The 20,907-nt window shown below is 65.1% G+C and carries 27 protein-coding genes and 1 riboswitch; of the genes, 18 read left to right on the top strand and 9 right to left on the bottom strand.

Annotated features, from left to right (window positions below):
• Positions 1-143: 143 nt before the first annotated feature.
• Entirely contained in the window at positions 144-1,406 is a 1,263-nt protein-coding gene (locus D6B98_RS01795) for an ABC transporter permease (RefSeq protein ID WP_126255230.1), read from the top strand.
• Positions 1,403-2,230 (top strand): ABC transporter permease, encoded by an 828-nt coding sequence (locus D6B98_RS01790; RefSeq protein ID WP_164718322.1) that lies wholly within the window; start codon positions 1,403-1,405, stop codon positions 2,228-2,230. The genes D6B98_RS01795 and D6B98_RS01790 overlap by 4 nt, the downstream gene beginning before the upstream one ends.
• 110 nt (positions 2,231-2,340) lie before the next feature.
• On the opposite strand, the gene D6B98_RS01785 is transcribed toward D6B98_RS01790, so the two are convergent.
• Positions 2,341-2,868 (bottom strand): PRC-barrel domain-containing protein, encoded by a 528-nt coding sequence (locus D6B98_RS01785; RefSeq protein WP_126255229.1) that lies wholly within the window; start codon positions 2,866-2,868, stop codon positions 2,341-2,343.
• 410 nt (positions 2,869-3,278) lie between these two features.
• Between D6B98_RS01785 and D6B98_RS01780 the strand changes: the two genes are divergently transcribed.
• Together D6B98_RS01780 and D6B98_RS01775 are read left to right on the top strand one after the other, a co-directional pair.
• A complete protein-coding gene (locus tag D6B98_RS01780; protein ID WP_126255228.1) occupies positions 3,279-4,094 on the top strand; it encodes a response regulator in 816 nt (271 codons plus the stop codon).
• A gap of 14 nt (positions 4,095-4,108) precedes the next feature.
• The gene (locus tag D6B98_RS01775; RefSeq protein WP_126255227.1) at positions 4,109-5,431 is read left to right on the top strand and encodes an ATP-binding protein; all 1,323 of its coding nucleotides are present in this window, start codon (positions 4,109-4,111) and stop codon (positions 5,429-5,431) included.
• 165 nt (positions 5,432-5,596) lie between these two features.
• On the opposite strand, the gene D6B98_RS01770 is transcribed toward D6B98_RS01775, so the two are convergent.
• Entirely contained in the window at positions 5,597-5,797 is a 201-nt protein-coding gene (locus D6B98_RS01770; RefSeq protein ID WP_126255226.1) for a hypothetical protein, read from the bottom strand.
• 230 nt (positions 5,798-6,027) lie between these two features.
• On the opposite strand from D6B98_RS01770, the gene D6B98_RS01765 reads away from it, so the two are divergent.
• The 7 genes from D6B98_RS01765 to D6B98_RS01735 all read left to right on the top strand — a co-directional run bounded on the left by D6B98_RS01765 (position 6,028) and on the right by D6B98_RS01735 (position 12,871).
• Positions 6,028-6,576 carry a lytic transglycosylase domain-containing protein gene (locus D6B98_RS01765; RefSeq protein WP_126255225.1) on the top strand — a complete coding sequence of 183 codons (549 nt, stop codon included), beginning with the start codon at positions 6,028-6,030 and terminating at the stop codon, positions 6,574-6,576.
• A 133-nt stretch (positions 6,577-6,709) separates the two neighbouring features.
• Positions 6,710-6,838: riboswitch (TPP riboswitch) on the top strand.
• On the top strand, positions 6,826-7,848 hold the full coding sequence (locus D6B98_RS01760; RefSeq protein WP_126255224.1) for an FAD-dependent oxidoreductase: 1,023 nt from the start codon (positions 6,826-6,828) through the stop codon (positions 7,846-7,848). It overlaps the preceding riboswitch by 13 nt.
• Positions 7,849-7,855: 7 nt before the next feature.
• Positions 7,856-8,053 (top strand): sulfur carrier protein ThiS, encoded by a 198-nt coding sequence (thiS, locus tag D6B98_RS01755; protein ID WP_126255223.1) that lies wholly within the window; start codon positions 7,856-7,858, stop codon positions 8,051-8,053.
• 156 nt (positions 8,054-8,209) lie between these two features.
• Positions 8,210-8,992 (top strand): thiazole synthase, encoded by a 783-nt coding sequence (locus D6B98_RS01750; protein WP_126255222.1) that lies wholly within the window; start codon positions 8,210-8,212, stop codon positions 8,990-8,992.
• Positions 8,979-9,587 (top strand): thiamine phosphate synthase, encoded by a 609-nt coding sequence (locus D6B98_RS01745; RefSeq protein WP_126255221.1) that lies wholly within the window; start codon positions 8,979-8,981, stop codon positions 9,585-9,587. The genes D6B98_RS01750 and D6B98_RS01745 overlap by 14 nt, the downstream gene beginning before the upstream one ends.
• Before the next feature lie 264 nt (positions 9,588-9,851).
• A complete protein-coding gene (gene thiC / locus D6B98_RS01740; RefSeq protein ID WP_126255220.1) occupies positions 9,852-11,750 on the top strand; it encodes a phosphomethylpyrimidine synthase ThiC in 1,899 nt (632 codons plus the stop codon).
• Positions 11,751-12,349: 599 nt separating this feature from the next.
• On the top strand, positions 12,350-12,871 hold the full coding sequence (locus tag D6B98_RS01735; RefSeq protein ID WP_164718321.1) for a mismatch-specific DNA-glycosylase: 522 nt from the start codon (positions 12,350-12,352) through the stop codon (positions 12,869-12,871).
• Between the two features lie 121 nt (positions 12,872-12,992).
• Here D6B98_RS01735 and D6B98_RS01730 read toward each other — a convergent pair whose 3' ends face one another.
• Positions 12,993-13,337 carry a hypothetical protein gene (locus D6B98_RS01730; RefSeq protein WP_126255218.1) on the bottom strand — a complete coding sequence of 115 codons (345 nt, stop codon included), beginning with the start codon at positions 13,335-13,337 and terminating at the stop codon, positions 12,993-12,995.
• Between the two features lie 288 nt (positions 13,338-13,625).
• On the opposite strand from D6B98_RS01730, the gene D6B98_RS01725 reads away from it, so the two are divergent.
• Positions 13,626-14,273, top strand: a complete 648-nt coding sequence (locus tag D6B98_RS01725) for a glutathione S-transferase family protein (RefSeq protein ID WP_164718320.1) — start codon at positions 13,626-13,628, stop codon at positions 14,271-14,273.
• A 130-nt stretch (positions 14,274-14,403) separates the two neighbouring features.
• On the opposite strand, the gene D6B98_RS01720 is transcribed toward D6B98_RS01725, so the two are convergent.
• Positions 14,404-14,838 carry a hypothetical protein gene (locus tag D6B98_RS01720; protein WP_126255216.1) on the bottom strand — a complete coding sequence of 145 codons (435 nt, stop codon included), beginning with the start codon at positions 14,836-14,838 and terminating at the stop codon, positions 14,404-14,406.
• Positions 14,839-15,295: 457 nt separating this feature from the next.
• Here D6B98_RS01720 and D6B98_RS01715 point away from each other — a divergent pair, with 457 nt between their 5' ends.
• The 3 genes from D6B98_RS01715 (at position 15,296) to D6B98_RS01705 (ending at position 16,550) form a co-directional block, all read left to right on the top strand.
• The gene (locus tag D6B98_RS01715; RefSeq protein ID WP_126255215.1) at positions 15,296-15,682 is read left to right on the top strand and encodes a RidA family protein; all 387 of its coding nucleotides are present in this window, start codon (positions 15,296-15,298) and stop codon (positions 15,680-15,682) included.
• Positions 15,683-15,796: 114 nt separating this feature from the next.
• Positions 15,797-16,057 (top strand): hypothetical protein, encoded by a 261-nt coding sequence (locus tag D6B98_RS39655; protein ID WP_164718319.1) that lies wholly within the window; start codon positions 15,797-15,799, stop codon positions 16,055-16,057.
• A 241-nt stretch (positions 16,058-16,298) separates the two neighbouring features.
• Positions 16,299-16,550, top strand: a complete 252-nt coding sequence (locus tag D6B98_RS01705; RefSeq protein ID WP_126255214.1) for a hypothetical protein — start codon at positions 16,299-16,301, stop codon at positions 16,548-16,550.
• A gap of 121 nt (positions 16,551-16,671) precedes the next feature.
• Here the strand turns inward: D6B98_RS01705 and D6B98_RS01700 are convergent, their stop codons facing one another.
• Both D6B98_RS01700 and D6B98_RS01695 read right to left on the bottom strand, forming a co-directional pair.
• Complete coding sequence (locus tag D6B98_RS01700; protein WP_126255213.1) at positions 16,672-17,205, bottom strand: REP-associated tyrosine transposase; 534 nt, start codon at positions 17,203-17,205, stop codon at positions 16,672-16,674.
• A gap of 61 nt (positions 17,206-17,266) precedes the next feature.
• Positions 17,267-17,752 (bottom strand): J domain-containing protein, encoded by a 486-nt coding sequence (locus tag D6B98_RS01695; protein ID WP_126255212.1) that lies wholly within the window; start codon positions 17,750-17,752, stop codon positions 17,267-17,269.
• 111 nt (positions 17,753-17,863) lie between these two features.
• Between D6B98_RS01695 and D6B98_RS01690 the strand changes: the two genes are divergently transcribed.
• Both D6B98_RS01690 and D6B98_RS01685 read left to right on the top strand, forming a co-directional pair.
• Positions 17,864-18,631 carry an SDR family NAD(P)-dependent oxidoreductase gene (locus D6B98_RS01690; RefSeq protein ID WP_126255211.1) on the top strand — a complete coding sequence of 256 codons (768 nt, stop codon included), beginning with the start codon at positions 17,864-17,866 and terminating at the stop codon, positions 18,629-18,631.
• Between the two features lie 340 nt (positions 18,632-18,971).
• Positions 18,972-19,220: a helix-turn-helix domain-containing protein gene (locus tag D6B98_RS01685; protein ID WP_126255210.1), complete on the top strand. Its 249-nt coding sequence runs from the start codon at positions 18,972-18,974 to the stop codon at positions 19,218-19,220.
• Here D6B98_RS01685 and D6B98_RS01680 read toward each other — a convergent pair.
• Complete coding sequence (locus D6B98_RS01680) at positions 19,217-19,459, bottom strand: hypothetical protein (RefSeq protein WP_126255209.1); 243 nt, start codon at positions 19,457-19,459, stop codon at positions 19,217-19,219. The genes D6B98_RS01685 and D6B98_RS01680 overlap by 4 nt on opposite strands.
• A 158-nt stretch (positions 19,460-19,617) precedes the next feature.
• On the opposite strand from D6B98_RS01680, the gene D6B98_RS01675 reads away from it, so the two are divergent.
• Positions 19,618-20,130 (top strand): collagen-like domain-containing protein, encoded by a 513-nt coding sequence (locus D6B98_RS01675; RefSeq protein ID WP_126255208.1) that lies wholly within the window; start codon positions 19,618-19,620, stop codon positions 20,128-20,130.
• Positions 20,131-20,199: 69 nt separating this feature from the next.
• Here D6B98_RS01675 and D6B98_RS01670 read toward each other — a convergent pair whose 3' ends face one another.
• Complete coding sequence (locus D6B98_RS01670; protein WP_126255207.1) at positions 20,200-20,421, bottom strand: hypothetical protein; 222 nt, start codon at positions 20,419-20,421, stop codon at positions 20,200-20,202.
• A gap of 184 nt (positions 20,422-20,605) precedes the next feature.
• Positions 20,606-20,872 (bottom strand): DUF2277 domain-containing protein, encoded by a 267-nt coding sequence (locus tag D6B98_RS01665; RefSeq protein ID WP_126255206.1) that lies wholly within the window; start codon positions 20,870-20,872, stop codon positions 20,606-20,608.
• Positions 20,873-20,907: the final 35 nt, after the last annotated feature.

Genomic DNA, 20,907 nt, shown 5'->3' with positions numbered 1-20,907 from the left:
CGGCGGGCCCTCAGGATGAGGTCTAAGTTTGTGGCAACGATTCTACAGGCACCGATCTCGAGGAGCCTCATCCTGAGGAGACCGCGAAGCGGTCGTCTCGAAGGACGAGGCGCTTGCTCAGGCCACTCCAACAGGCCCTCCCCATGACAACAGCGTCCTTGACCGGCGCCAATACCCAGACCGAGGTGCCGCTCAAGCGCCGATTGAGGCGTGCGGAGCGGACACGCCAGGTCAGGGCATTGGCGCTGGTCGCGCCGCTTCTCGCCTTCCTGCTCTTCACCTTCGCCGGGCCCATCGCCGGCATGTTGTGGCGCGCGGTCGATGACAGGGAGGTGCGTCAGGTTCTGCCTCAAACCATAGCCGCTCTCGCCGATTGGGACGGCAAGGACCTGCCGGACGAAAAAGCCTATTCAGCACTGGCAAGCGACCTGCTGGCGGCGCGCGCCGCCGGCACCATCGCCATCGCGGCGAAGCGGTTGAACTACGCGCTGAACGGTTTTCGCACGATCCTGACCAGCACCGCCCGCAATCTGAAGGCCGCGCCCGAACCCGGCACCGCCAAGGAGACGCTGGGCAAGATCAATCCGGCCTGGCGCGAACGCGCCACCTGGACGACGATCAGGGACGCCAGCGGCCCCATCACGGGCTTCTACCTTCTGGCGGCGCTCGACCTCGTGCAGAACGTGGACGGCGCGATCGTCGCGGCCCCGCCGGACCAGGCCATCTACCGCAGCCTGTTCGTCCGCACCTTCGTCATCAGTCTCAGCGTCACCGTCCTCTGCCTGATCCTCGGCTTCCCGGTCGCTTACCTCCTGGCGACGCTGCCGCAGGGTAAATCGAACCTCCTGATGATCTTCGTCCTGCTGCCGTTCTGGACGTCGCTTCTGGTCCGCACCTGCGCCTGGATCGTGCTGCTGCAGAGCAAAGGCCTCGTCAACGACAGCCTGCACTGGCTTGGCATCATCGACGAGCCGTTGCGCCTGATCTACAACCGCTTCGGCGTCTGCGTGGCCATGACCCACGTCCTGCTGCCCTTCATGATCCTGCCGCTGTACAGCAGCATGAAGGCGATTTCGCCGGCTTACTTGCGCGCCGCCGCCTCGCTCGGCGCGCCGCCGGTCACCGCCTTCCTGCGCATCTACCTGCCTCAGACCCTGCCGGGGATCGGCGCGGGAAGCCTGCTCGTCTTCATCCTGGCACTCGGCTATTACATCACACCGGCCCTCGTCGGCGGCGCCGCCGACCAGATGATCAGCTATTTCATCGCGCTCTACACCACCGACACGGCCAATTGGGGCCTCGCATCGGCACTCGGTGCCGTGCTGCTGCTGGCTACAATTCTGCTGGCGCTCGTCTACGGCAAGCTGGTGCAGGGCCAGCAGGTCACGGGAGGGATGAAGAATTGAGCGACAATTCCGCCCTGCGCACGCCCAGCCAACGCATCGCGTGGACCGCGACCATCGTCGTCTCCACGCTGGTGTTCGTCTTCCTGATCGCGCCGATCCTCGCGATCATGCCGTTGTCGTTCAGCTCGGGCTCCTACCTCACCTATCCGCTGCCCGGGCTGTCCTTGCGCTGGTACGAGGACTTCATCACCTCGCCGCGCTGGATGAACGCGCTGAAGAACAGCGTGATCATCGGCGTCGCCTCGACCGCACTATCGATGGTGCTTGGCACGCTGGCCGCGCTGGGGCTGGCGCAGTGGAAGAGCCGGTTCAAGCCGCTCGTGCTGGCTTTCGTGCTGTCGCCGGTCGTCGTGCCCGGCGTCATCACCGCGGTCGGCCTGTATTTCTTCTTCGCGCCGATCGGACTGACCGGCAGCTATCTCGGCTTGATCCTGGCCCACACCGCGCTGGCGACGCCCTTCGTGGTGATCACGGTCGGCGCGACGCTGCAAAGCTTCGACACCAACCTGGCGCGCGCCGCCGCCTCGCTCGGCGCCTCGCCGCTCGAAGCGTTCCGCCGCGTGATCCTGCCGCTGATCCTGCCCGGCCTCGCCTCGGGGGCGCTGTTTGCCTTCGCGACCAGCTTCGACGAGGTCGTGATCGTGCTGTTCATGGCGGGGCCCGAGCAACGCACCCTGCCGCGCGAGATGTTCAGCGGCATCCGCGAGAACATCAGCCCGACCATCACGGCCGCGGCATTGATCCTGACCAGTGTGTCGGTCATCCTTCTCGCCACCATGGAAGCCCTGCGCCGCCGCAACGAGCGGCTCAAGGCCGGCGGCTGAGCGGGAGGCGTTATCGTTCCCTCTCGCCGCAAGCCGGGCGCCGCAAAAAACGACACGACAGCGCGCCCGGTGAAAACCGGGCGCGCTTCGTTCAGATGGCTAGAAGCCCATTACTCCGAATACTTGAACTGCGGCATGTTCTTCAGCTCGTCCTTGCTGGCGTTGAACACGGCGTGGTCCGGATACCATTTCGACGCGGACGACGTCGTGGTCGCAGCGGGCTTGTCGGTGCCGGTGGCGGCGCCGGTGGTCGTCGTCGTCGCGGGCCTGGCGCCCGGGTTCGTGCCGGTGCCGGTATAGGCCACGGCCTCGTTGACGAACTTCAGCTTCTCGTAGGGCACGGCGACCAGATGCTCGCCGAGGCCGAGGAAGCCGCCGACGCCGATCACGGCGATCTTGATGTCGCCGTTCTTGTCCATCAGCAGGTCGTTGATGGTGCCGATGTTCTCGTTGGCTTCGTTATAGACCTTCAGGCCGTCCATCTTGGACGTACGCCACTGGCCGGAGGCCGTGGTCGTAGCCGTGGACGTCGTGGCGGAAGGCGCCGCCTTGTCGGTAGTGGCGGTCGGTGCTTGCGCGAACGCAACGGTCGTAAGCAGTGCGGTGCCGGCAAGACCGGCGACGATCGACTTCATCATGTTGTCCTCTCCTTCAACGAAACTCGTGCGGAGAAAACAGCGCTGACCACGTGCAGTTCCGTGCACGCCGCAATTTCGTCGCGTTGAGCGCGCGCACGCGCGGCTGTTCCTGCGTCACTCAGGAACATATTGCGACGCACGGTTCCCCGCCGACGATCGTGCGCCCTGGGTGAAGCACGATCGTGGCGAGGAGCCGCGCCGACCCGCGTCGCTCGGGGGTCAGCTCTTGTCGTCGATCAGAGGATCTTGCAGGGTTTCGCCGCTGACCACGTCACGGTACGGTTAACGGCCTTAACGAGAGCTTGCCGCTGTGCGACGTCGCGATTGCGGCCTGTTGCGGCAAGCCGGACAGAAACAATCCGAAACAAAAATCCTCGCCATTTGGCCCGAATCTTGGACAAACAAGGCGCATGGCCATTCCCAATCCCAACATCCTCGTCGTCGAGGACGACCGCGAAACCCGCACGTTGATTGCGAAGTACCTGCGCAACAACGCCTGCAACGTCACCGCCGTGAGCGATGGCCGCGAGATGTCGCGCGCCATGGCCGATCACCGCGTCGACCTCATCATTCTCGACGTCATGCTGCCCGGCGAGGACGGCCTCAGCCTGTGCCGCAAGGTGCGCGCCGAGGGGCAGACGCCGATCATCATGCTGACCGCGCGCGGCGAGGACGTCGACCGCATCGTCGGCCTCGAGATGGGCGCGGACGATTATCTGCCGAAGCCCTTCAACCCGCGCGAGCTGCTCGCCCGCATCAACGCGGTGCTGCGCCGCCAGGCCGCGGCGCAAGCGGCAAGCTCGATCGAAGGCGCCTCCACGCTCACCTTCGAGGGCTGGCACATCGATCTGCGGTTGCGCGAATTGCGCAATCCGGAAGGTGCGCGCGTCGCGGTGACCAGCGCCGAATTCGATCTCTTGCGCACGTTCTGCGAGCGGCCGGGCCGCGTGCTGTCGCGCGACAGCCTGCTCGACCTCACGCAGGGGCGCAACACCGGCTCGTTCGAGCGCTCCATCGACGTGCTGGTCAGCCGCATCCGCCGCAAGATCGAGCCCAACCCGGCCGATCCCACCCTCATCAAGACGGTGCGCTCCGGCGGCTATCTGTTCACGCCGCGAACGCAGGTCGCAAACCTTCAAGCGGCAAACCTTCAAGCGGGAGGCCTTCAGGCGGCAAGCCCTCAAGCCGCGAGCACTGAAGCGGTCGCAGCGCCCCTGAACACTTGACGGGGACGCCGACGATGAAGCCGTTCGGGTTCTTTCACCTCAAGGGGATCGGCGGCCAGATCGCCGCGCTGGTGCTGGCTTCGACCGTCGCGCTCCATCTCGTCGTCACCACCGCCTTCCTGATCAGCCGGCCGGACCGCTCCGACGCGCCGCCGGACGGCGCGCATCAGCTGACCGATGCCGCGCTGCTGCTCGGCGCGGCCGAGGCCGGCGAGCGGCCGCGCCTCCTCGCCGATCTCGCGCGCGCCTTCCCCAAGCTCGGCATCGAAATGCTCGCCCCTGGCACCGCAAGTGTCGAGGAGAGCGACAATCAGCCCCTGCGCGGGATGCGCCGTCATCTCGGGCGCGGCTACAAGGCGGTCCAGCTGGCCTCGCGCGGCTCTCAATCCCGCATCGGCGTCGAATTGCCCGACGGCACCATGATCGCCGGGCATGTCGACGGCGGGCCGCGGCCATGGTTCTGGGGCGCGCCCTGGCTGATGGCGCTGATGACCGCCTTCATCTGCGTTACCGTGCTCGGCCTGTGGGCGGCGCGCGCGCTGGCCGCTCCGCTGTCGTCCTTCGCCAAGGCCGCCGAGAATTTCAGCCTGGACGGCGGGGCCGAACCGCTGCCCGAGCGCGGTCCGGAAGAGATCCGCTCGGTGGCGCGCGCCTTCAACCGCATGCACGAGCGGATCGCGCGCCTGATGTCGGATCGCACCAGGATGCTGGCCGCGATCAGCCACGATCTGCGCACGCCGATCACGCGGCTGCGCCTGCGTGCCGAGTTCATCGAGGACGAGGGCCACCGCAAGCGCATGCTGATCGACCTCGACCAGATGCGCGCGATGCTGGAATCGGTGCTGTCGCTGTTGCGCGACGACCGCAAGGTCGAGGCCGCGACGCTGGTCGACATCGCGAGCACGCTCCAGCTCATCGCCGATCAGTTCGGCGACATGGGCCATGCCGTGCGTTACGAGGGGCCCGCATCGGCGACCGCCGCCGCGCGGCCCGACGATCTGCATCGCGGCATCACCAACCTCGTCGAGAACGCGGTGCGCTTCGGCGCCGAGGTGACGATCCGCCTCGACGTCTCGGACAGCAGGTTGGTCATCGACGTCGAGGACGACGGTCCCGGCATTTCGGATGCGCGCAAGCAGGAGGTGCTGGAGCCGTTCGTCCGGGGCGATGATGCGCGCACCATGGACGAATCCACCGGCTTCGGGCTCGGCCTGTCGATCGCGCGTGCCATCGCGCTCGCCCATGGCGGCGAGCTGTCGCTGCACGACCGCGTCCCGCACGGCCTGATCGTGCGGATGCAATTGCCGCTCTGGCAGCAGCCCAGGCTCGCCGCCTAAAGCATGATCCGGAAAAGTGCGCAGCGGTTTTCCGAAAAGATCATGCTTAAACGACAACCCAAAGCGCGATGACAATTCATCCTAATCGCATCGCGCTTTAGGCGCCTGCTTCGCCTTGCCCCAGCGGGGAGAGGTGAAGAAGACCGTGCTACATGGCGGAATGTCCTACGCCGCGAGCGGCGGGTGCTCGACGGCCGCCGTGTCGTAGACCGCCACCGCCTCGAAGCGATAGTTGCAGGCGTGGCAGGTCCAGAGATAGGAGACGCGGCCCTCGCCCGGCTCGATCCAGTCGGGCCGCGGGATCGGCGTGCCGCACTGGGCACAGGGATTTTGCCTGGGGGTGTCGCTGAGGATTGCTTTCGTCATGGCACCTCTCCCGTTTTGCAGCGTCTTCTTATTCGCTTTCGCGCGCCCGCGCGAATAGACAGGCTTGCTGCCGCGAGCGGGCATCCGCCTGAGGGAACCCTTAACCCGCCATTGCGTCGTCACAGTGGCCCTGCGCCGCAAAATCGCCATTGGCGGCGTTTGGTCACATCATCGCCGCGTTCGGAGGGCCTAACGGCGGCGGGTCACACCAAGGGCCTCAGGAATATCTGATGAAAATTTTACGCATTGCCGCGCTGCTCGCGGCCGGACTGACATTGCCGCAGGCCGCGTTCGCCGGTGAGGCCGAATATGCCGAGATGGTCGCGGCCCACGCCCGCGCCAACGGCGTGCCGGAAGCGCTGGTGCACCGCGTGATCATGCGCGAGAGCCGCTATCAGCCTCACCTCGTCGGCCGCGGCGGCACCATCGGCCTGATGCAGATCAAGCTCGCGACCGCCCGCGGGGTCGGCTACACCGGCGACGCCGCCGGCCTGCGCGATCCCAACACCAACCTCACCTATGCCGTGAAATACCTCGCCGGCGCCTATCGCGCCGCCAATGGCGACCACGCCCGCGCCGTGCGCTATTTCGCCGGCGGCTATTACTACGCCGCCAAGCGCCAGCGGCAGGAAGCCGTGCAGGTCGCAAATATCGGCGAGACCAATATGGGCCAGCCGTGGCTCGAGCCGAACGGCAATCCGCAGCCGATGTTCGGCAACGTCCCGCACAAGAAGCTGGCCCAGCGCGTCCGCAACGCGCGGGCGCAGGCGTCGAAGTAATCACCGTCATTCCGGGGCGACGCGTCAGCGTCGAACCCGGAACCTCGAGATTCCGGGTTCGGCTCTTCGAGCCGCCCCGGAATGACATCCTTGCAACACGCGTTGACCGCCCCGCCCCGCTGTCCTACATTACCACCGTTCCGAGGGGTGCTCCGAGGAGGAGCTGAGATACCGCTAAATGGGCAATCCTGCCCAGGACCGCGGTGACCCTTTGAACCTGATCCGGGTCATGCCGGCGAAGGGACAGGGATGTTGCAAAAGACCAAGCGACCGGATTCACCGGTATCCATCATCGGCGCAGGCATTGCGGGAGCTTGGCAGGCCCTGCTGTTCGCACAGGCTGGTCATGCCGTGACCCTGCACGAGCGCGGTGACGAGGCGATGACGGACGCCACCAGCCATTGGGCCGGCGGCATGCTCGCGCCCTATTGCGAGGCGGAAATCGCCGAGCCCATCATCAGCCGCCTGGGGCTGCGCTCCCTCGACATCTGGCGGCGCGAGTTGCCCGACACGCCGTTCAACGGCTCGCTCGTCGTCGCCCATCCGCGCGAGCGCAACGACTTCGAGCGCTTTGCCCGCATGACCGAGGACCACCGCCGGCTCGACGCCGCCGGCCTCGCCGAGCTCGAGCCGTCGCTGGAAGGCCGCTTCCGCGACGCGCTGTTCTTCCCGGCCGAGGGCCATGTCGAGCCGCGCCGCGTGCTGCCGCAGCTGCACGAGCGCATCCGCGCCGCCGGCGGCACCATCAAGTTCGAAAGCGACGTGACCGCGAATGATCTCGCCAAGGACCCTGACGGCATCGTGATCGACTGCCGCGGCCTCGGTGCCCGCGACGAGCAGAGCGAGCTTCGCGGCGTCAAGGGCGAGATGATCCTGATCGAGACGGCCGAGGTGCAGCTTGCGCGCCCGGTGCGGCTGATGCATCCGCGCTGGCCGCTCTACGTGATCCCGCGCGAGAACAATCTGTTCATGCTGGGCGCGACCTCGATCGAGGCTGAGGACACCGGCGTCAGCGTCCGCTCCGCGCTGGAGCTCTTGGGCGCAGCCTACACCGTGCACCCGGCGTTCGGCGAAGCCCGCATCGTCGAGTTCGGCTCGGGGCTTCGTCCCGCTTATCCCGACAACCTGCCGCGCATTGGCATTCGCGGCAGGACGATCTCCGTCAACGGCCTCTACCGCCACGGCTTCCTGATCGCGCCTGCGCTCGCCGAGCTGACGCTCGCCTATGTCGAGCGCGGCCAGATCGACAACGAGGTGATGCAATGCGGGTGATCGTATTATGCGCTTGATCGTCAACGGCGAGCAGCGCGAGGTGAACGCGGCCAGCGTCGATGCGCTGCTCTCCGAGCTCGACTACGAGGGCACCCATTTCGCGATCGCGCTCAACTACGACGTCGTGCCGAAGAGCCGCTGGGCCGAGACGAGCTTGAAAGCCGGCGACGAGATCGAGATCATCACGCCGCGGCAGGGAGGCTGAGGTGATGGTGCACTCATCACAAACTCCGCTGTCATCGCCCGGCTTGACCGGGCGATCCAGTACGCCGCGACTTCACGTTTCTAGCCGCACGGCCGCGGCGTACTGGATCCCCGCGTTCGCGGGGATGACAGCTGCATTTGCGGAGACACCTTCAACATGGTGACCTTCTACGGCAAGACCTTCGCCTCGCGCCTTTTGATCGGCAGCGCGCTCTATCCCTCGCCGGCGATCATGCAGGACGCGATCCGCGCCTCCGGCGCCAACATCGTCACGGTGTCGCTGCGGCGCGAATCCGCGGGCGGCAAGACCGGGGATGCGTTCTGGAAGCTGATCCGCGAGCTCGACGTGACAGTGCTGCCGAACACCGCGGGATGCCGCACCGTGCGCGAGGCGGTGACCACCGCCAAGCTCGCGCGCGAGCTGTTCGGCACCAATTGGATCAAGCTCGAAGTCATCGCCGACAACGACACGCTGCAGCCCGACGTGGTCGGCCTGGTCGAAGCCGCCAACATCCTGATCAAGGACGGTTTTGAAGTGTTCCCCTATTGCACCGAGGATCTCTCGGTCGCCAACCGCCTGGTCGATGCCGGCTGCAGGGTGGTGATGCCGTGGGCAGCTCCGATCGGCAGCGCGAAGGGCATCACCAATCGCGATGCGCTGAAGCTGATGCGCGACCGGCTGCCCGACATCACGCTGGTGGTCGACGCCGGCCTGGGCGCGCCCAGCCACGCGGCGCAGGCGCTGGAGCTCGGCTTTGATGCCGTTCTGCTCAACACCGCCATCGCCAAGGCCGCCGATCCTGTCGCCATGGCCAACGCCTTCCGCCTCGGCTGTGATGCCGGCCGCACCGCTTATGAAGCCGGGCTGATGAACGCCCGCGACTTCGCCTCCCCCTCCACCCCCGTCGTTGGGACCCCGTTCTGGCATGCCGTATCCTGATCGATTTTATCCCGTCGTCGACAGCCTGGCGTGGGTCGAGCGCCTGACCAGGCTCGGCGTCGGCACCATCCAGCTGCGCGCCAAGGAGCTTGACGACGGCCAGGCCTTGCAGATGGTCACCGACGCGCTGGCGATCACCGAAGGCACGCAAGCCAAGCTGGTCGTGAACGATTACTGGCGCGCCGCGATCGTCGCCGGCGCAAAATATCTGCATCTCGGCCAGGAGGATCTCGCCGAGGCCGACCTCAAGTCGATCCGCGAAGCCGGCCTGTCACTTGGCATCTCCACGCATGACGATGCCGAGCTTGAAACCGCGCTCAAGGCCAAGCCCGATTACGTCGCGCTCGGCCCGATCTTCTTCACCACCTTGAAATCGATGCGCTTCGAGCCGCAGGGCATTCCGAAGATCACCGAATGGAAGCAGCGCATCGGCGATATCCCGCTGGTCGCCATCGGCGGCATCAAGTTCGAGCACGCCGCGGAGATCTTTGCCGCCGGCGCGGATTCGATCGCGGTGGTCAGCGACGTCACGCAGAACCCCGACCCGGACGCCCGCGTGCGGCAATGGCTCGGCCTGGCTGCGGAGGCGGCGTGATGCATGTCCCACTCTTTCCAAATACTCCGCCGTCATCGCCCGGCTTGACCGGGCGATCCAGTACGCCGCGGCTTCTCGGCAATACGGGACGGCCTCTGGAATACTGGATCCCCGCCTTCGCGGGGATGACGGAGAACCTTCCACCAGGCGTCATTCCGGGGCACGCGAAGCGTGAACCCGGAATCTCGCTCAACAACCTCGAGGTTCCGGATCGGACCGCCATGCGGTCCGTCCGGAACGACGCCCAGTAAACCGGAGGATCCAATGAACATCCGCTCCAATCCCGAAAAAACCGTCCCCGCCGTCACCACCGGCCCCCTTCCCTCCTCGCGCAAGATCTTCGCGAGCCCCGACGCCGCGCCCGATCTGCGCGTGCCGCTGCGCGAGATCATGCTGTCCGAAGGCGCCGGCGAGCCGAACCTGCCGGTCTACGACACCTCGGGCCCTTACACCGACCCGAGCGTGACCATCGACGTCAACGCCGGCCTTGCGCGCAACCGCAAGCAATGGGTGCTGGAGCGCGGCGGCGTCGAGGAATATGAGGGACGCCAGGTCAAGCCGGAGGACAACGGCAGCGTCTCCACCGACAAGGCCGCGCGCGCCTTCTCGGCCTATCACAAGCCGCTGCGCGGCCTCGACGGCCACAAGATCACCCAGCTCGAATTCGCCCGCGCCGGCATCGTCACCAAGGAGATGATCTACGTCGCCGCGCGCGAGAATCTCGGCCGCAAGCAGCAGCTCGAGCGCGCGGAAGCGGCGCTTGCCGACGGCGAAAGCTTCGGCGCGTCCGTGCCCGCCTTCATCACCCCGGAGTTCGTGCGCGACGAGATCGCGCGCGGCCGCGCCATCATTCCCTGCAACATCAACCATTCCGAGCTCGAGCCGATGATCATCGGCCGCAACTTCCTGACCAAGATCAACGCCAATATCGGCAATTCGGCGGTGACCTCGTCGGTCGAGGAAGAGGTCGAGAAGATGGTGTGGGCGATCCGCTGGGGCGCCGACACCGTGATGGACCTGTCGACGGGCCGCAACATCCACACCACGCGTGAGTGGATCCTGCGCAACTCGCCGGTGCCGATCGGCACCGTGCCGATCTACCAGGCGCTGGAGAAGTGCAACGGCGATCCGGTCAAGCTGACCTGGGAGCTCTACAAGGACACCTTGATCGAGCAGTGCGAGCAGGGCGTCGACTATTTCACCATCCACGCCGGCGTGCGCCTGCAATACATCCACCTCACCGCCAGCCGCGTCACCGGCATCGTCAGCCGCGGCGGCTCGATCATGGCGAAGTGGTGTCTGGCGCATCACAAGGAGAGTTTTCTGTACACCCATTTCGACGAGATCTGCGACCTCATGCGCAAGTATGACGTCTCGTTCTCGCTGGGTGATGGATTGCGTCCGGGCTCCATCGCCGACGCGAACGACCGCGCGCAATTTGCCGAGCTCGAAACACTCGGCGAGCTGACAAAAATCGCGTGGGACAAGGGCTGCCAGGTCATGATCGAAGGCCCCGGCCACGTGCCGATGCACAAGATCAAGATCAACATGGACAAGCAGCTCAAGGAGTGCGGCGAGGCGCCGTTCTACACGCTTGGACCGCTGACCACCGACATCGCGCCGGGCTATGACCACATCACCTCGGGCATCGGCGCTGCCATGATCGGCTGGTTCGGCTGCGCCATGCTCTGCTACGTCACGCCGAAGGAGCATCTCGGCCTGCCCGACCGCAACGACGTGAAAACGGGCGTCATCACCTACAAGATCGCCGCCCACGCCGCCGACCTCGCCAAGGGCCACCCCGCCGCGCAACTGCGCGACGACGCCCTCTCCCGCGCGCGGTTCGAATTCCGCTGGACCGACCAGTTCAACCTCGGCCTCGATCCGGATACCGCGAAGAGCTTCCACGACGAGACCCTGCCGAAGGAAGCCCACAAGGTCGCCCATTTCTGCTCGATGTGCGGCCCAAAATTCTGCTCGATGAAGATCACGCAGGACGTGCGCGACTACGCGGCGACGCTGAACGATCCGAACAGCGTGGGCATGTCGATGGCCGGCACCGCCGAGGACGGCATGGCCAAGATGAGCGCGAAGTTCAAGGAGATGGGAAGCAGCGTCTATCTGGATGCTGAGAAGGTGAAGGAGAGTAATCGGGTGTTGTGAGGGGGCGCAATGCTTCGCAAAGAGATGAAGCACGGATTCTCAGAAAAGGAATGGGAATTGGCCAAGCAAGAGGCTCGCTCGATCATGATCGAGCGAGCAAAGCTGCGGGGAATGATCGCTTACTCGGACCTTGTGAGGCAGATTCAAAGCATCAATCTCGAACCGCACGACCCCCGTCTTTTCCATCTCTTGGGTGAGATATCATCCGAAGAGGATGCAGAGGGTCGAGGAATGCTAACCGTTGTTGTCGTCCACAAGCTCGGCGACATGCAACCCGGACCAGGTTTTTTTCGAACTAGCAAAATTACTCGGGAGAGATACTAAGAACGTCGAGAAGTGCTGGGTGGCAGAACTCCATCGGGTCCATGCGGCATGGTCGCTGCCGAAGAAATGACACCCCAAGCCGGACGAAAACTTGCAAGCGATCAAAGAGCGACTTGCACCGTTCGGTGTGAGAAACGGCGACATTGAGATCACATACGTAGATGCGTGCACACCCCCAATCTGGGAATCGAGTAGCGTAGCCCGGATGAGCGCAGCGACATCCGGGGTTCTTTCTCGTCCCGCATATCGCTTCGCTCATGCGGGCTACGCTGCGAATGACTGACGTGCCAGCTCACCGCCTCCCCGACCAACTCCGCCCCAACCTCCGCCTCGTCTTCGTCGGCACCGCCGCCTCGACGCGCTCGGCGGAGCTCGGGCACTACTACGCCCATCCCGGCAACCGCTTCTGGCGCGCGATCCATGAGGCCGGGATCACGCCGCGGCGCTATCAGCCAAGCGAGTTCGCTAGCCTGATCGAACTCGGGATCGGCTTCACCGATCTCTGCAAGACCGGCGCGGGGATGGATCACCAGATCGCGGCGGAGACGATCGACGTGCCGGGCTTCAAGGCGAAGATGGAAGCATATCGGCCGCGGACGATTGCGTTCACGAGCAAGAAGGCGGCGAGCTTGTTTTACGGCCGGCCGTCAGCTGCGATTACGCTGGGGCGGCAGGAGCGCGATGAAAGCCTGCCGGAGATCTTCGTGCTGCCATCGCCGTCAGGCGCGGCCTCGGGGAGCTGGACGATCGAGCCGTGGCGCGAGCTGGCGGCGTGGATGCTGCGTAGGGTGGATTAGCCGCAGGCTTAATCCACCGCCTCCGGCACCGCGGACGCCGATTGGTGCGTTACGCCTTTCGCTGATCCGTGGCGCGCGACTGTGCTCGTGAACGGCCAACTCACCCTACGTTGTCGTGCGATCAAGGTACCTTGATCTGCTTCTTCAATGTGGCGCCGATCACCTCAATGCCGACGGTGCCGCGCAGATGGGAAATGTCCAAGCTGACGTGATAAGGGGCTTGAGCCGGCAGTCCTATGCCGCTTTGACATCCAATGACCTCGATTCCCCAAAATTCGGGTTTCCGGATATAGATCAGCGGCACCAACTCGACCTTCATTGTCAGCCATGGCTTCACACCGCTGACGACCAGGAAGAACGTATTGGACACGATGCCGGGGACCACTTCGGCGTTGTCAAAAGATATGAGCCTGCAAGTGCTTGATCGAGGTAGCGCTTCCAGCTCCTTGAGATCACTCTCTTTCATGAAAAGCTCCTGCTGAAATTGATGACCGTGAATGTCATCGGTACACAGGCTAGTACAATCTTTGATTGTATACAAGAAGCAGCGCTCTCGCCCGTAGATGGGTCAGCGAGCGTAACCCACTGGCTATCTCCGCCGACATGCGGCGAGGTTTATTCACGCTTCAAGCCTTTATGCGCAGAAAGAGCTGGCTGTGAACGGCTCGCCCGGCCAACCGAAGAAATGAGATGTCGGGATGGATGACGGTCGTTCGTCCTACGAATGCAACGCGCGATCATCCGGAGTCTCCCAATGCCTACCATCACCGCCTTCGAAAACTCCCCCGACCGCGGCCGCGGGCAGGCCCGCGACATGCGCGTGCGCTGGGCGTTCGAGGAGGTCGGCCAGCCCTACAACGTTCGCCTCCTCTCCTTCGCCGCGCTGAAGCAGCCGGCGCATCTGGCGCTGCATCCGTTCGGGCAGATCCCGACCTATGAGGATGGTGATCTCACGCTGTTCGAGTCCGGCGCGATCGTGCTGCACATCGCCGAACGCCACGACGGCCTGCTGCCAACGGACGCCAATGCGCGCGTCCGCGCGATCGCGTGGATGTTCGCCGCGCTGAGCACAGTGGAGCCGCCGATCGTCGAGCTCACCATGGCGATGCTGTTCGAGCGCGACAAGAGCTGGTACGCGGAGCGCCTGCCCATGCTGCAGGATCGTGTCCGTGTCAGGCTCGGCGAATTGTCCGCTTATCTCGGCAATGCCGACTGGCTCGACGGCGCCTTCAGCGCCGGCGATCTCATGATGGTGACGGTGCTGCGGCGGCTGAACAATTCGGGCTTGCTGGACGAGTATCCCAAGATCGCCGCCTATGTCGCGCGCGGCGAGGCGCGACCGGCGTTCCGGCGGGCGTTCGATGCGCAACTGGCAATGTTCGTCGCGGCGTCGCGTTCGTAGCCCGGATGAGCGCATGCGATATCCGGGGCCGAGCGTTGACCCGCATGTCGCTGTCGCTCATGCGGGCTACGATCTGGCGAGATGGTGGGCACGGCGCTTTGCGCCTTTGCCCACCCTACGCGACCGGCGCCTACCGCATCGTGATCGCAAGGCCGCTGAGATCGGCGTTCGCCATCAACCCGACCTGCGTGCCCGACAGCTCCAGCACCGCGCCCTTCTGGTTGGTCAGCACGATGGCGCGGGCGCCGGCGCCGAGGGCAAGGCCGGCACCGGCGGCGCCGTAGACCCCGGCGACGTCGGAGGGGCGGTTGATGTTGCTGACGCGGCCGCGCAGCACGGTCTTGGAGCCGCCGAACACGAGGCCGTAGTCGAGCCCGCCGGTCGAGAGCCCATAATTGCGGCCGCGGAAGTTGAGGACGCCGCTCCCGCCGGAGCCGCCGATGATCCAGCCCGCCTTGTAGATCGTCAGCGTCACGAAACCGCTGTCGGCCTGCGCCGCGGTCGAAAGTCCGGCCAGGGCGGCGATGGCGACCAGCGCGGCGCGAAAGGTGGATGCGAGCTTCATGGATGTCTCCGGGGGCTGCCTTTTAGGGGGAATCGAATCAGACGAAGGGAATGTACAGGAGGGATCGGGGCGGCAACATGATGGAAAGGCGCACGCTCGGCCCTCATTCTCCGTCATTGCGAGGAGCCCTTGCGACGAAGCAAACCAGAGTGCCTCGGCGGAGAGATTCTGGATTGCTTCGCTGCGCTCGCAATGACGGGGAGGCAGATGCGGTCCCCTCGCCACACGCGGGCCAGACGCAGGAAGCCGCGCTGCCGCTGACGATGACAGGCATGAGGCCACCATGTTCCTGTTTCGCCCGAGCAAGCAGCCAAGCATTTCGCCGATTCCGCACCCGGAATATCCAATGATTTCCATCTCATCCCTACTGTGCATGGGGTTGTTTTCGCATTTTTTGTTTTGAGAGGCCCCCGCCTGCCGCTACGCTTCCGGCGTCAACGACGTCCGAGGTGATCCCATGCCGATCCAGCATTTCGCGCCCCCGCCGCACGTCAAGGCGCCGCCGCTGTCCTTTGCGACGCGGGTCGGCGATCTCCTGTTCATCTCGGGCATTCCCGGCTTCGATGCCCATGGCGCGCTGCCGGACGGTTTCGAGGCGCAGTTCGCCAATGTCGTCGTCAACATCAAGCGCGTGCTGGACGAGGCCGGCGCCACCTTCCGCGACCTCGCCAAGGTCAACGTGCTCTTGACCCGTGGCTCCGACGTCGCCGCCATGAACGCGCTCTATGCCGGCGCCTTCGGCCCGCCGCCTTACCCGGCGCGCACCACCTGCGTGGTGCAGGCCCTGCCCGATCCGAAGATGCTGATCGAGATCGAGGCAGTGGCCTCGCTGGCGAAGGGCTAGTCCGAACGGCGGACGGCCGGCTGACATATCCGTGATCGACCGCCGCCCGGCTTGCCAGCCGCACTGTTTTGCCGCACCAGTTTTGCTCTCACCTTCCCCGTCAGGAGATATTTCATGCGCCGCGTTCTCGCCCTCTGTGCCGTTGCCGGCATCGCCACCTCCGTGTTCGCCGTGCCCGCGTCCGCCAAGGTGGGCTATTACGTGATCCGCTGGGACAACACCGGCATCTGCCAGGTCTGGAACGAGGACCTGCAAGTCAAGCCGCTCCAGTGGGGCGTGTCGACCTACAAGGTCGTCAGCAAGCCGCTCCCGACCTTCCAGCAGGCGTCCGACCTCCAGATCAAGTTGCGCGGCGAGCGCCGCTGCACGCTCTAGCCGCGCCGCGACAGACGCGGATCTCAAGGGCGGATCGCGCGGGCGGTCCGCCTTTTCTTTTTGCGGGACCCGCGCATTTTCCGTCCGATACCGGCCCTCTCCCGCGCGCGTTCGTTGAACCTGATCGGCAGGCGGAACTACTCACATCTTGTCCGGGGCGCATTCACCAAGAGCGTCCGGCACCCGCCCTCCCCGTCATTGCCAGGAGGCGCATCACATCATTCATTTTGAGGAGCTGATCATGCGTCGTATTTCCCTGCTGTGCGCTGCCGCCGGCCTCGCCGTCACCGCCTTGGTCGCGGCGAGCCCCGCCGAGGCCAGCTATCACCTGATCCGCTGGCAGGACACCGGCTTCTGCCAGATCTGGGACGAGAGCATCCCGACCACGCCGTGGCCGGCCGGCTATCATCGCGCCAGTGCAAGCGTACCGACCTTCATCGACGCGCTCGCGGTGAAGGACGCCGCGCTCAAGAGCGGCAGCTGCACCTGGTAAGAATTCGATCGGCGGACGAAGAGCCGGGCAAGGACGCGGGCATGCGTCCTTGCCCGGTATTTTGCTGTAGCCCGGATGAGCGAAGCGACATCCGGGACTCGGCCTATCCACCCGCTCTGCGCTAAGCGCGTTCACCGAACGCACCCCCACTCTCGCCGACCTCTCCGGCCCAATCCTCCGCCAGCATCCCGCTCCTGACATAGCGGTGAAAGGACGAATGTGGCCAATCACGAACGCGCCGAACGTAGCCATGTTTGACCGGATTGAAGTGCGCGTAATCGATATGACGAGCGAAGTCGGCCTCGTCACGAATCGTGTGTTCCCAGTAGCGTCGTTGCCACAGTGCCAGTTCTCCATTGGAATGGCGGGCAATCTCGACGCCCTCGCGAAGCAGAGCACTGCTGAAATGTCCCTTGATCCTCCGCCAACGTCCCGCAAAATCAGCATCGTCAGACGGGAGTGTCATAACGACGTGCAGATGATCCGGAAGGATCACGATCGCATCAATCTCGAACGGGCGTTGCCTCCGAGTGGCTCGAAAGGCGTTGCGCAAGGCATCGACGTTTTCGATAAGGAGATTCGATCGACGGTCGAAAAGGGTGACGGTGAAAAAGTAGGTGCCGCCGGGAAGAAAATTTCTACGGTACAGAACCATGGGCAAGACCTGTCCCGGATGTCGCTTCGCTCATCCGGGCTACAGGATAGCACATGAGGCCTCACGCGTCCTTGTGCGCGCCGGGATGGATCAGGAGATCGCGCGCGGCGGCGAGGTCGATGAAGGCTTGCGCGCTGCCGCCCTGGTCGGGATGCATGCCCTTGGCCGCGCGGCGATAGGCCTGGTTGATGTCCTCGCAGGTGAGCTGCACCGCGAGCGGCAGGCCGAGCACCTTGCGCGCGCGGTCCTCCCTGGACATCTGCTTCGGCATGGCGTTGCGGCGGCCGAAGCGCGGCGCGGTCAGATCATGGACGACCTCGAGCACCACGCCGAGACGGCGCTGCGCCGCCAGCGTCACGCCGTGATCGTCATTGTCCACCGCCTGGCGCAGCACCGGAAGCGCCTGCTCCGCCGCCTGACGCAGCGTGGCGTCGACGCTCGTCCGCGCGATCTCGGCCACAAGCCGGCCCGCCTCGGCGAAGTCGGCGGATGGCGCCGACCGCAGCCGTTCAAGGGCGAGTTTCCAGGAGTCGAGCCGTTCCATCATGCGCGCAACGTTTAGCAATCAAGATCAGTATGCCAAGGCTGCCGTTTCCGACCCCTTAATTTCGAGTTAGCGTTTCGTGAAACTTGAAAACGAAATCGGGAGGAAAATGTCATGGCATTGCTTGCAAACCACATCGCCGTCGTCACGGGCGCCGGTTCCGGCATCGGTCGCGCCATCGCCGCCGGCTATGCGCGCGAGGGCGCGCAGGTGGTGCTGCTCGACGTCAACGCCGAGACCGTCGCGGAGGCCGCGCAGGAGATCCGAAAATCGGGCGGCAAGGCCGAGAGCTTTGCACTCGACGTCACCAGGCGCGAGGATTGCTTCGCGCTGGCCAAGCAGGTCGAGGGCAAGGTCGGGCAGGTCTCGATCCTCGTCAACAATGCCGGCATCACCCGCCGCAACGCCTTCACCGCCGAGACCGAGACGGTGGCGAAGGACTGGAACGACATCATCGCGCTCAACCTCAACGGCGTCTTCAACATGACGCAGGCCTTCCTCGCCCCCTTGCGGGCCAGCAAGGGCCGCATCGTCAATATCGGCTCGATCCAGTCCTTCGTGCATCTGCGCACGCCGAGCTCGGCGGCCTACACCACCTCGAAGCACGGCGTGCTCGGCTTCACCAAGGCGCTCGCGGTCGAGCTCGGCAAGGAAGGCGTGCGCGTCAACGCGATCGGGCCAGGATTCATCGAGACCAACATCAACGCCAATGTGCGCGCCACCAACCCGGCGCTGGTGCAGGCCTTCGTTGACCACACCCCGCTGGCGCGCACCGGCAAGCCCGAGGATATCGTCGGACCCGCGCTCTTCCTCGCCTCGGACCTGTCGGCCTTTGTCACCGGAACGATCGTGATGGTGGACGGCGGCTATCGGACGGTGTGACGGAGAACGCTTTCACCACATACACGGTGTCATCACCCGCGAAGGCGGGTGATCCAGTATTCCAGAGACGCCAAACATCCCACGAGGGGCCGCGGCGTACTGGATCGTCCGCTTCCGCGGACGATGACACCGTACTTGTTGCGCGAGATAGGCCCGCATCGCGATGCATCCTGCGCCAATCGCGGCGGCTTCGCGGCATTCCTGAGGTCATCTGGTGCGGCGCCCCCGCAATTAACCTTTCATTAACCAAACCCGATCACCGTAGATCTACGGCTTGGGGGTCTTTTGTTCTCGATCCGCTTCCAACGATGGAAGCGGGCGTTGATCGGGGAGTATGTCGATGACCACTGTTCACGTCGCTGCGTCCGGGCCGGGCGCCCAATTTCTTGCCCCCAACCAGATCGTTCCAATGCTGATCGGCGCCACTGTCGGCGAGGTCGAGCGCGAGCTCGTGCTGCAGACGCTGGCACGCTGCGACGGCAACCGCACCCGCGCCTCGCGCGTGCTCGGCCTGTCGGTGCGCACGCTGCGCAACAAGATCAAGCTCTACGCCGCCTCCGGCATCGACGTGCCCGCCTATCAGGATTAGCGCGCGAGCACGCGCCGCTGGATCAGTCTGCCGGCGATCACCGCGAGCGCGATCACCGCGACCGAGCCGGCGATCAATTCGATCGCACGGAGGAAGAAGGCGGTCATGACGGCCCATGACGGTTGCGGCTCGTCGGCGAATGCGACCGGCACAATGTCGGGCACGAGCAGGCGAGCGAGGCCGATTGCTGCCACCAGGACGGCGGCGAACAGGCAAAACACTTTCCACGCTGCGCGCATCGGTCGCTCCTCGCAATGGGTGTGGCCGCGTGCGATCGATGGCACGAGGCGTCGCGCCGCAGATTGATGTTGGTCAAGCTTGGCACGACGCGCGGGCGGAATTGCTGCTGTCGTCAAACGACGCTAAGTAACTTGCTTCCGGTCAAGGGAGCAGCGGCGTGGCAGACGATCAGGGACGACGGCAGGGACCTCAAGGGCCGCGCGGACGACCGGGCGAGCCGGGACGGCCGGGACCGCAGGGTCACCCGGGCCGGCGCGGCCCCGATGGCGCGCGTGGCAAGCCGGGTCCACAGGGCAAGCCGGGACCGATCGGAAAGGCTGGACCGCAGGGCAAGCCCGGTCCGCAAGGCAAACAGGGCGAAGCCGGGCCGCGCGGGGCGGTCGGCGCGCAAGGTCCCGTCGGACCGCAGGGGCCCGCGGGGTCCCAAGGCCCGCGCGGCGAGCCGGGACCAGCCGGTCAATTGCCTTCGATCGAGCAGGTGCTGCCATGGCTCGAACAGCTGTTCGACGCCTGGGACGAGCGCCGCCGCCAACGCGAGCGCGAAGCCGCCGAGCGCGAAGCGCTGGAGGCCGCCGTGCACGAGCCCGATGAGGCCATCGTCGACGACGAGAGCGACGATGGCGATGGCGACGGGCACAAGAAAAAGAAGAAAAAGAAACACAAGAACTAGCCGAGCGCTCATGCCCCGGACGCCGCGCTGCGGAGCGGCACTTCGCACCGCGTCCGGGACACGAGCCAATCAGGACGCGCCGGACGCGTCGTCCTTGCCCGGCAGCAAGCCCATGCGCTCGAACTGCCAGCGCATGGCGCGATACCAGAGATAGCCGACCGCCGCGCCGCACAGGGCGAGGATGATCACGTTGGCGCTCGAGAACGAGCCGCCCCACCACATCATCCACGCTGTCCATAGCAGCGTGAAAACGATGGCACCTGCTTTCAGAGGAAGAAGGGGGCGGCTCATGATCGTGCTCCGGGCTGTCAAAACCCCGGCCGACATCATTGCAACGTCAGGCGCTCCATACCGTGAGCCAGATCACGGAACGCGCGGCCGGCGCCCCTCAAGCGCGATGAGATTTGGATGAATCGTCATCGCGCTTTAGGTTGTTGTTTCCGGAAGACCGCTGCGCACTTTCCCGGATCATGCCCTAACCGAAGCGCAGCCGCGAGCGCTCCCTGGCCCTCTCCGCCTCGACCTCGCGGTCGCGCGCCGGCGCATGGGTGTGCAGCGAGCTCAGCAGTTTCCGCGCGGCCTCCGAGACCTCCGCCACCGCACGATCGAACGCCGCCTCGTTGGCCTGCGACGGCTTGTTGAAGCCGGACAATTTTCGCACGAATTGCAGCGCGCTGGCGTGGATCTCGTCCTCCGTCGCCGGCGGCTCGAAGTTGAACAGCGTCTTGATGTTGCGGCACATGCAGGCCTCTCTCCGGATGTTTCCATGAAGACGAT

The sequence above is a fragment of the Bradyrhizobium sp. LVM 105 genome (assembly GCF_003957705.1).
Classification (GTDB): Bacteria; Pseudomonadota; Alphaproteobacteria; order Rhizobiales; family Xanthobacteraceae; genus Bradyrhizobium; species Bradyrhizobium frederickii.
The sequence above is the reverse complement of the archived record's forward strand: the minus strand, read 5'-3'. Positions and strand labels throughout refer to the sequence as shown.

Bases quoted from the DNA above. Each gene is read 5' to 3' on its own strand.
- D6B98_RS01780 (WP_126255228.1), top strand. From the start codon at position 3,279: ATGGCCATTCCCAATCCCAACATCCTCGTCGTCGAGGACGACCGCGAA.
- D6B98_RS01775 (WP_126255227.1), top strand. From the start codon at position 4,109: ATGAAGCCGTTCGGGTTCTTTCACCTCAAGGGGATCGGCGGCCAGATC.
- D6B98_RS01760 (WP_126255224.1), top strand. From the start codon at position 6,826: ATGTTGCAAAAGACCAAGCGACCGGATTCACCGGTATCCATCATCGGC.
- D6B98_RS01680 (WP_126255209.1), bottom strand. From the start codon at position 19,459: ATGCGCGCAGCGTGGAAAGTGTTTTGCCTGTTCGCCGCCGTCCTGGTG.
- D6B98_RS01695 (WP_126255212.1), bottom strand. From the start codon at position 17,752: ATGATGGAACGGCTCGACTCCTGGAAACTCGCCCTTGAACGGCTGCGG.
- D6B98_RS01720 (WP_126255216.1), bottom strand. From the start codon at position 14,838: ATGAAGCTCGCATCCACCTTTCGCGCCGCGCTGGTCGCCATCGCCGCC.
- D6B98_RS01765 (WP_126255225.1), top strand. From the start codon at position 6,028: ATGAAAATTTTACGCATTGCCGCGCTGCTCGCGGCCGGACTGACATTG.
- D6B98_RS01750 (WP_126255222.1), top strand. From the start codon at position 8,210: ATGGTGACCTTCTACGGCAAGACCTTCGCCTCGCGCCTTTTGATCGGC.
- D6B98_RS01700 (WP_126255213.1), bottom strand. From the start codon at position 17,205: ATGGTTCTGTACCGTAGAAATTTTCTTCCCGGCGGCACCTACTTTTTC.
- D6B98_RS01685 (WP_126255210.1), top strand. From the start codon at position 18,972: ATGACCACTGTTCACGTCGCTGCGTCCGGGCCGGGCGCCCAATTTCTT.
- D6B98_RS01785 (WP_126255229.1), bottom strand. From the start codon at position 2,868: ATGATGAAGTCGATCGTCGCCGGTCTTGCCGGCACCGCACTGCTTACG.
- D6B98_RS01670 (WP_126255207.1), bottom strand. From the start codon at position 20,421: ATGAGCCGCCCCCTTCTTCCTCTGAAAGCAGGTGCCATCGTTTTCACG.
- D6B98_RS01715 (WP_126255215.1), top strand. From the start codon at position 15,296: ATGCCGATCCAGCATTTCGCGCCCCCGCCGCACGTCAAGGCGCCGCCG.
- D6B98_RS01770 (WP_126255226.1), bottom strand. From the start codon at position 5,797: ATGACGAAAGCAATCCTCAGCGACACCCCCAGGCAAAATCCCTGTGCC.
- D6B98_RS01665 (WP_126255206.1), bottom strand. From the start codon at position 20,872: ATGTGCCGCAACATCAAGACGCTGTTCAACTTCGAGCCGCCGGCGACG.
- thiC (WP_126255220.1), top strand. From the start codon at position 9,852: ATGAACATCCGCTCCAATCCCGAAAAAACCGTCCCCGCCGTCACCACC.
- D6B98_RS01745 (WP_126255221.1), top strand. From the start codon at position 8,979: ATGCCGTATCCTGATCGATTTTATCCCGTCGTCGACAGCCTGGCGTGG.
- D6B98_RS39655 (WP_164718319.1), top strand. From the start codon at position 15,797: ATGCGCCGCGTTCTCGCCCTCTGTGCCGTTGCCGGCATCGCCACCTCC.
- D6B98_RS01730 (WP_126255218.1), bottom strand. From the start codon at position 13,337: ATGAAAGAGAGTGATCTCAAGGAGCTGGAAGCGCTACCTCGATCAAGC.
- D6B98_RS01735 (WP_164718321.1), top strand. From the start codon at position 12,350: ATGACTGACGTGCCAGCTCACCGCCTCCCCGACCAACTCCGCCCCAAC.
- D6B98_RS01795 (WP_126255230.1), top strand. From the start codon at position 144: ATGACAACAGCGTCCTTGACCGGCGCCAATACCCAGACCGAGGTGCCG.
- thiS (WP_126255223.1), top strand. From the start codon at position 7,856: ATGCGCTTGATCGTCAACGGCGAGCAGCGCGAGGTGAACGCGGCCAGC.
- D6B98_RS01725 (WP_164718320.1), top strand. From the start codon at position 13,626: ATGCCTACCATCACCGCCTTCGAAAACTCCCCCGACCGCGGCCGCGGG.
- D6B98_RS01705 (WP_126255214.1), top strand. From the start codon at position 16,299: ATGCGTCGTATTTCCCTGCTGTGCGCTGCCGCCGGCCTCGCCGTCACC.
- D6B98_RS01690 (WP_126255211.1), top strand. From the start codon at position 17,864: ATGGCATTGCTTGCAAACCACATCGCCGTCGTCACGGGCGCCGGTTCC.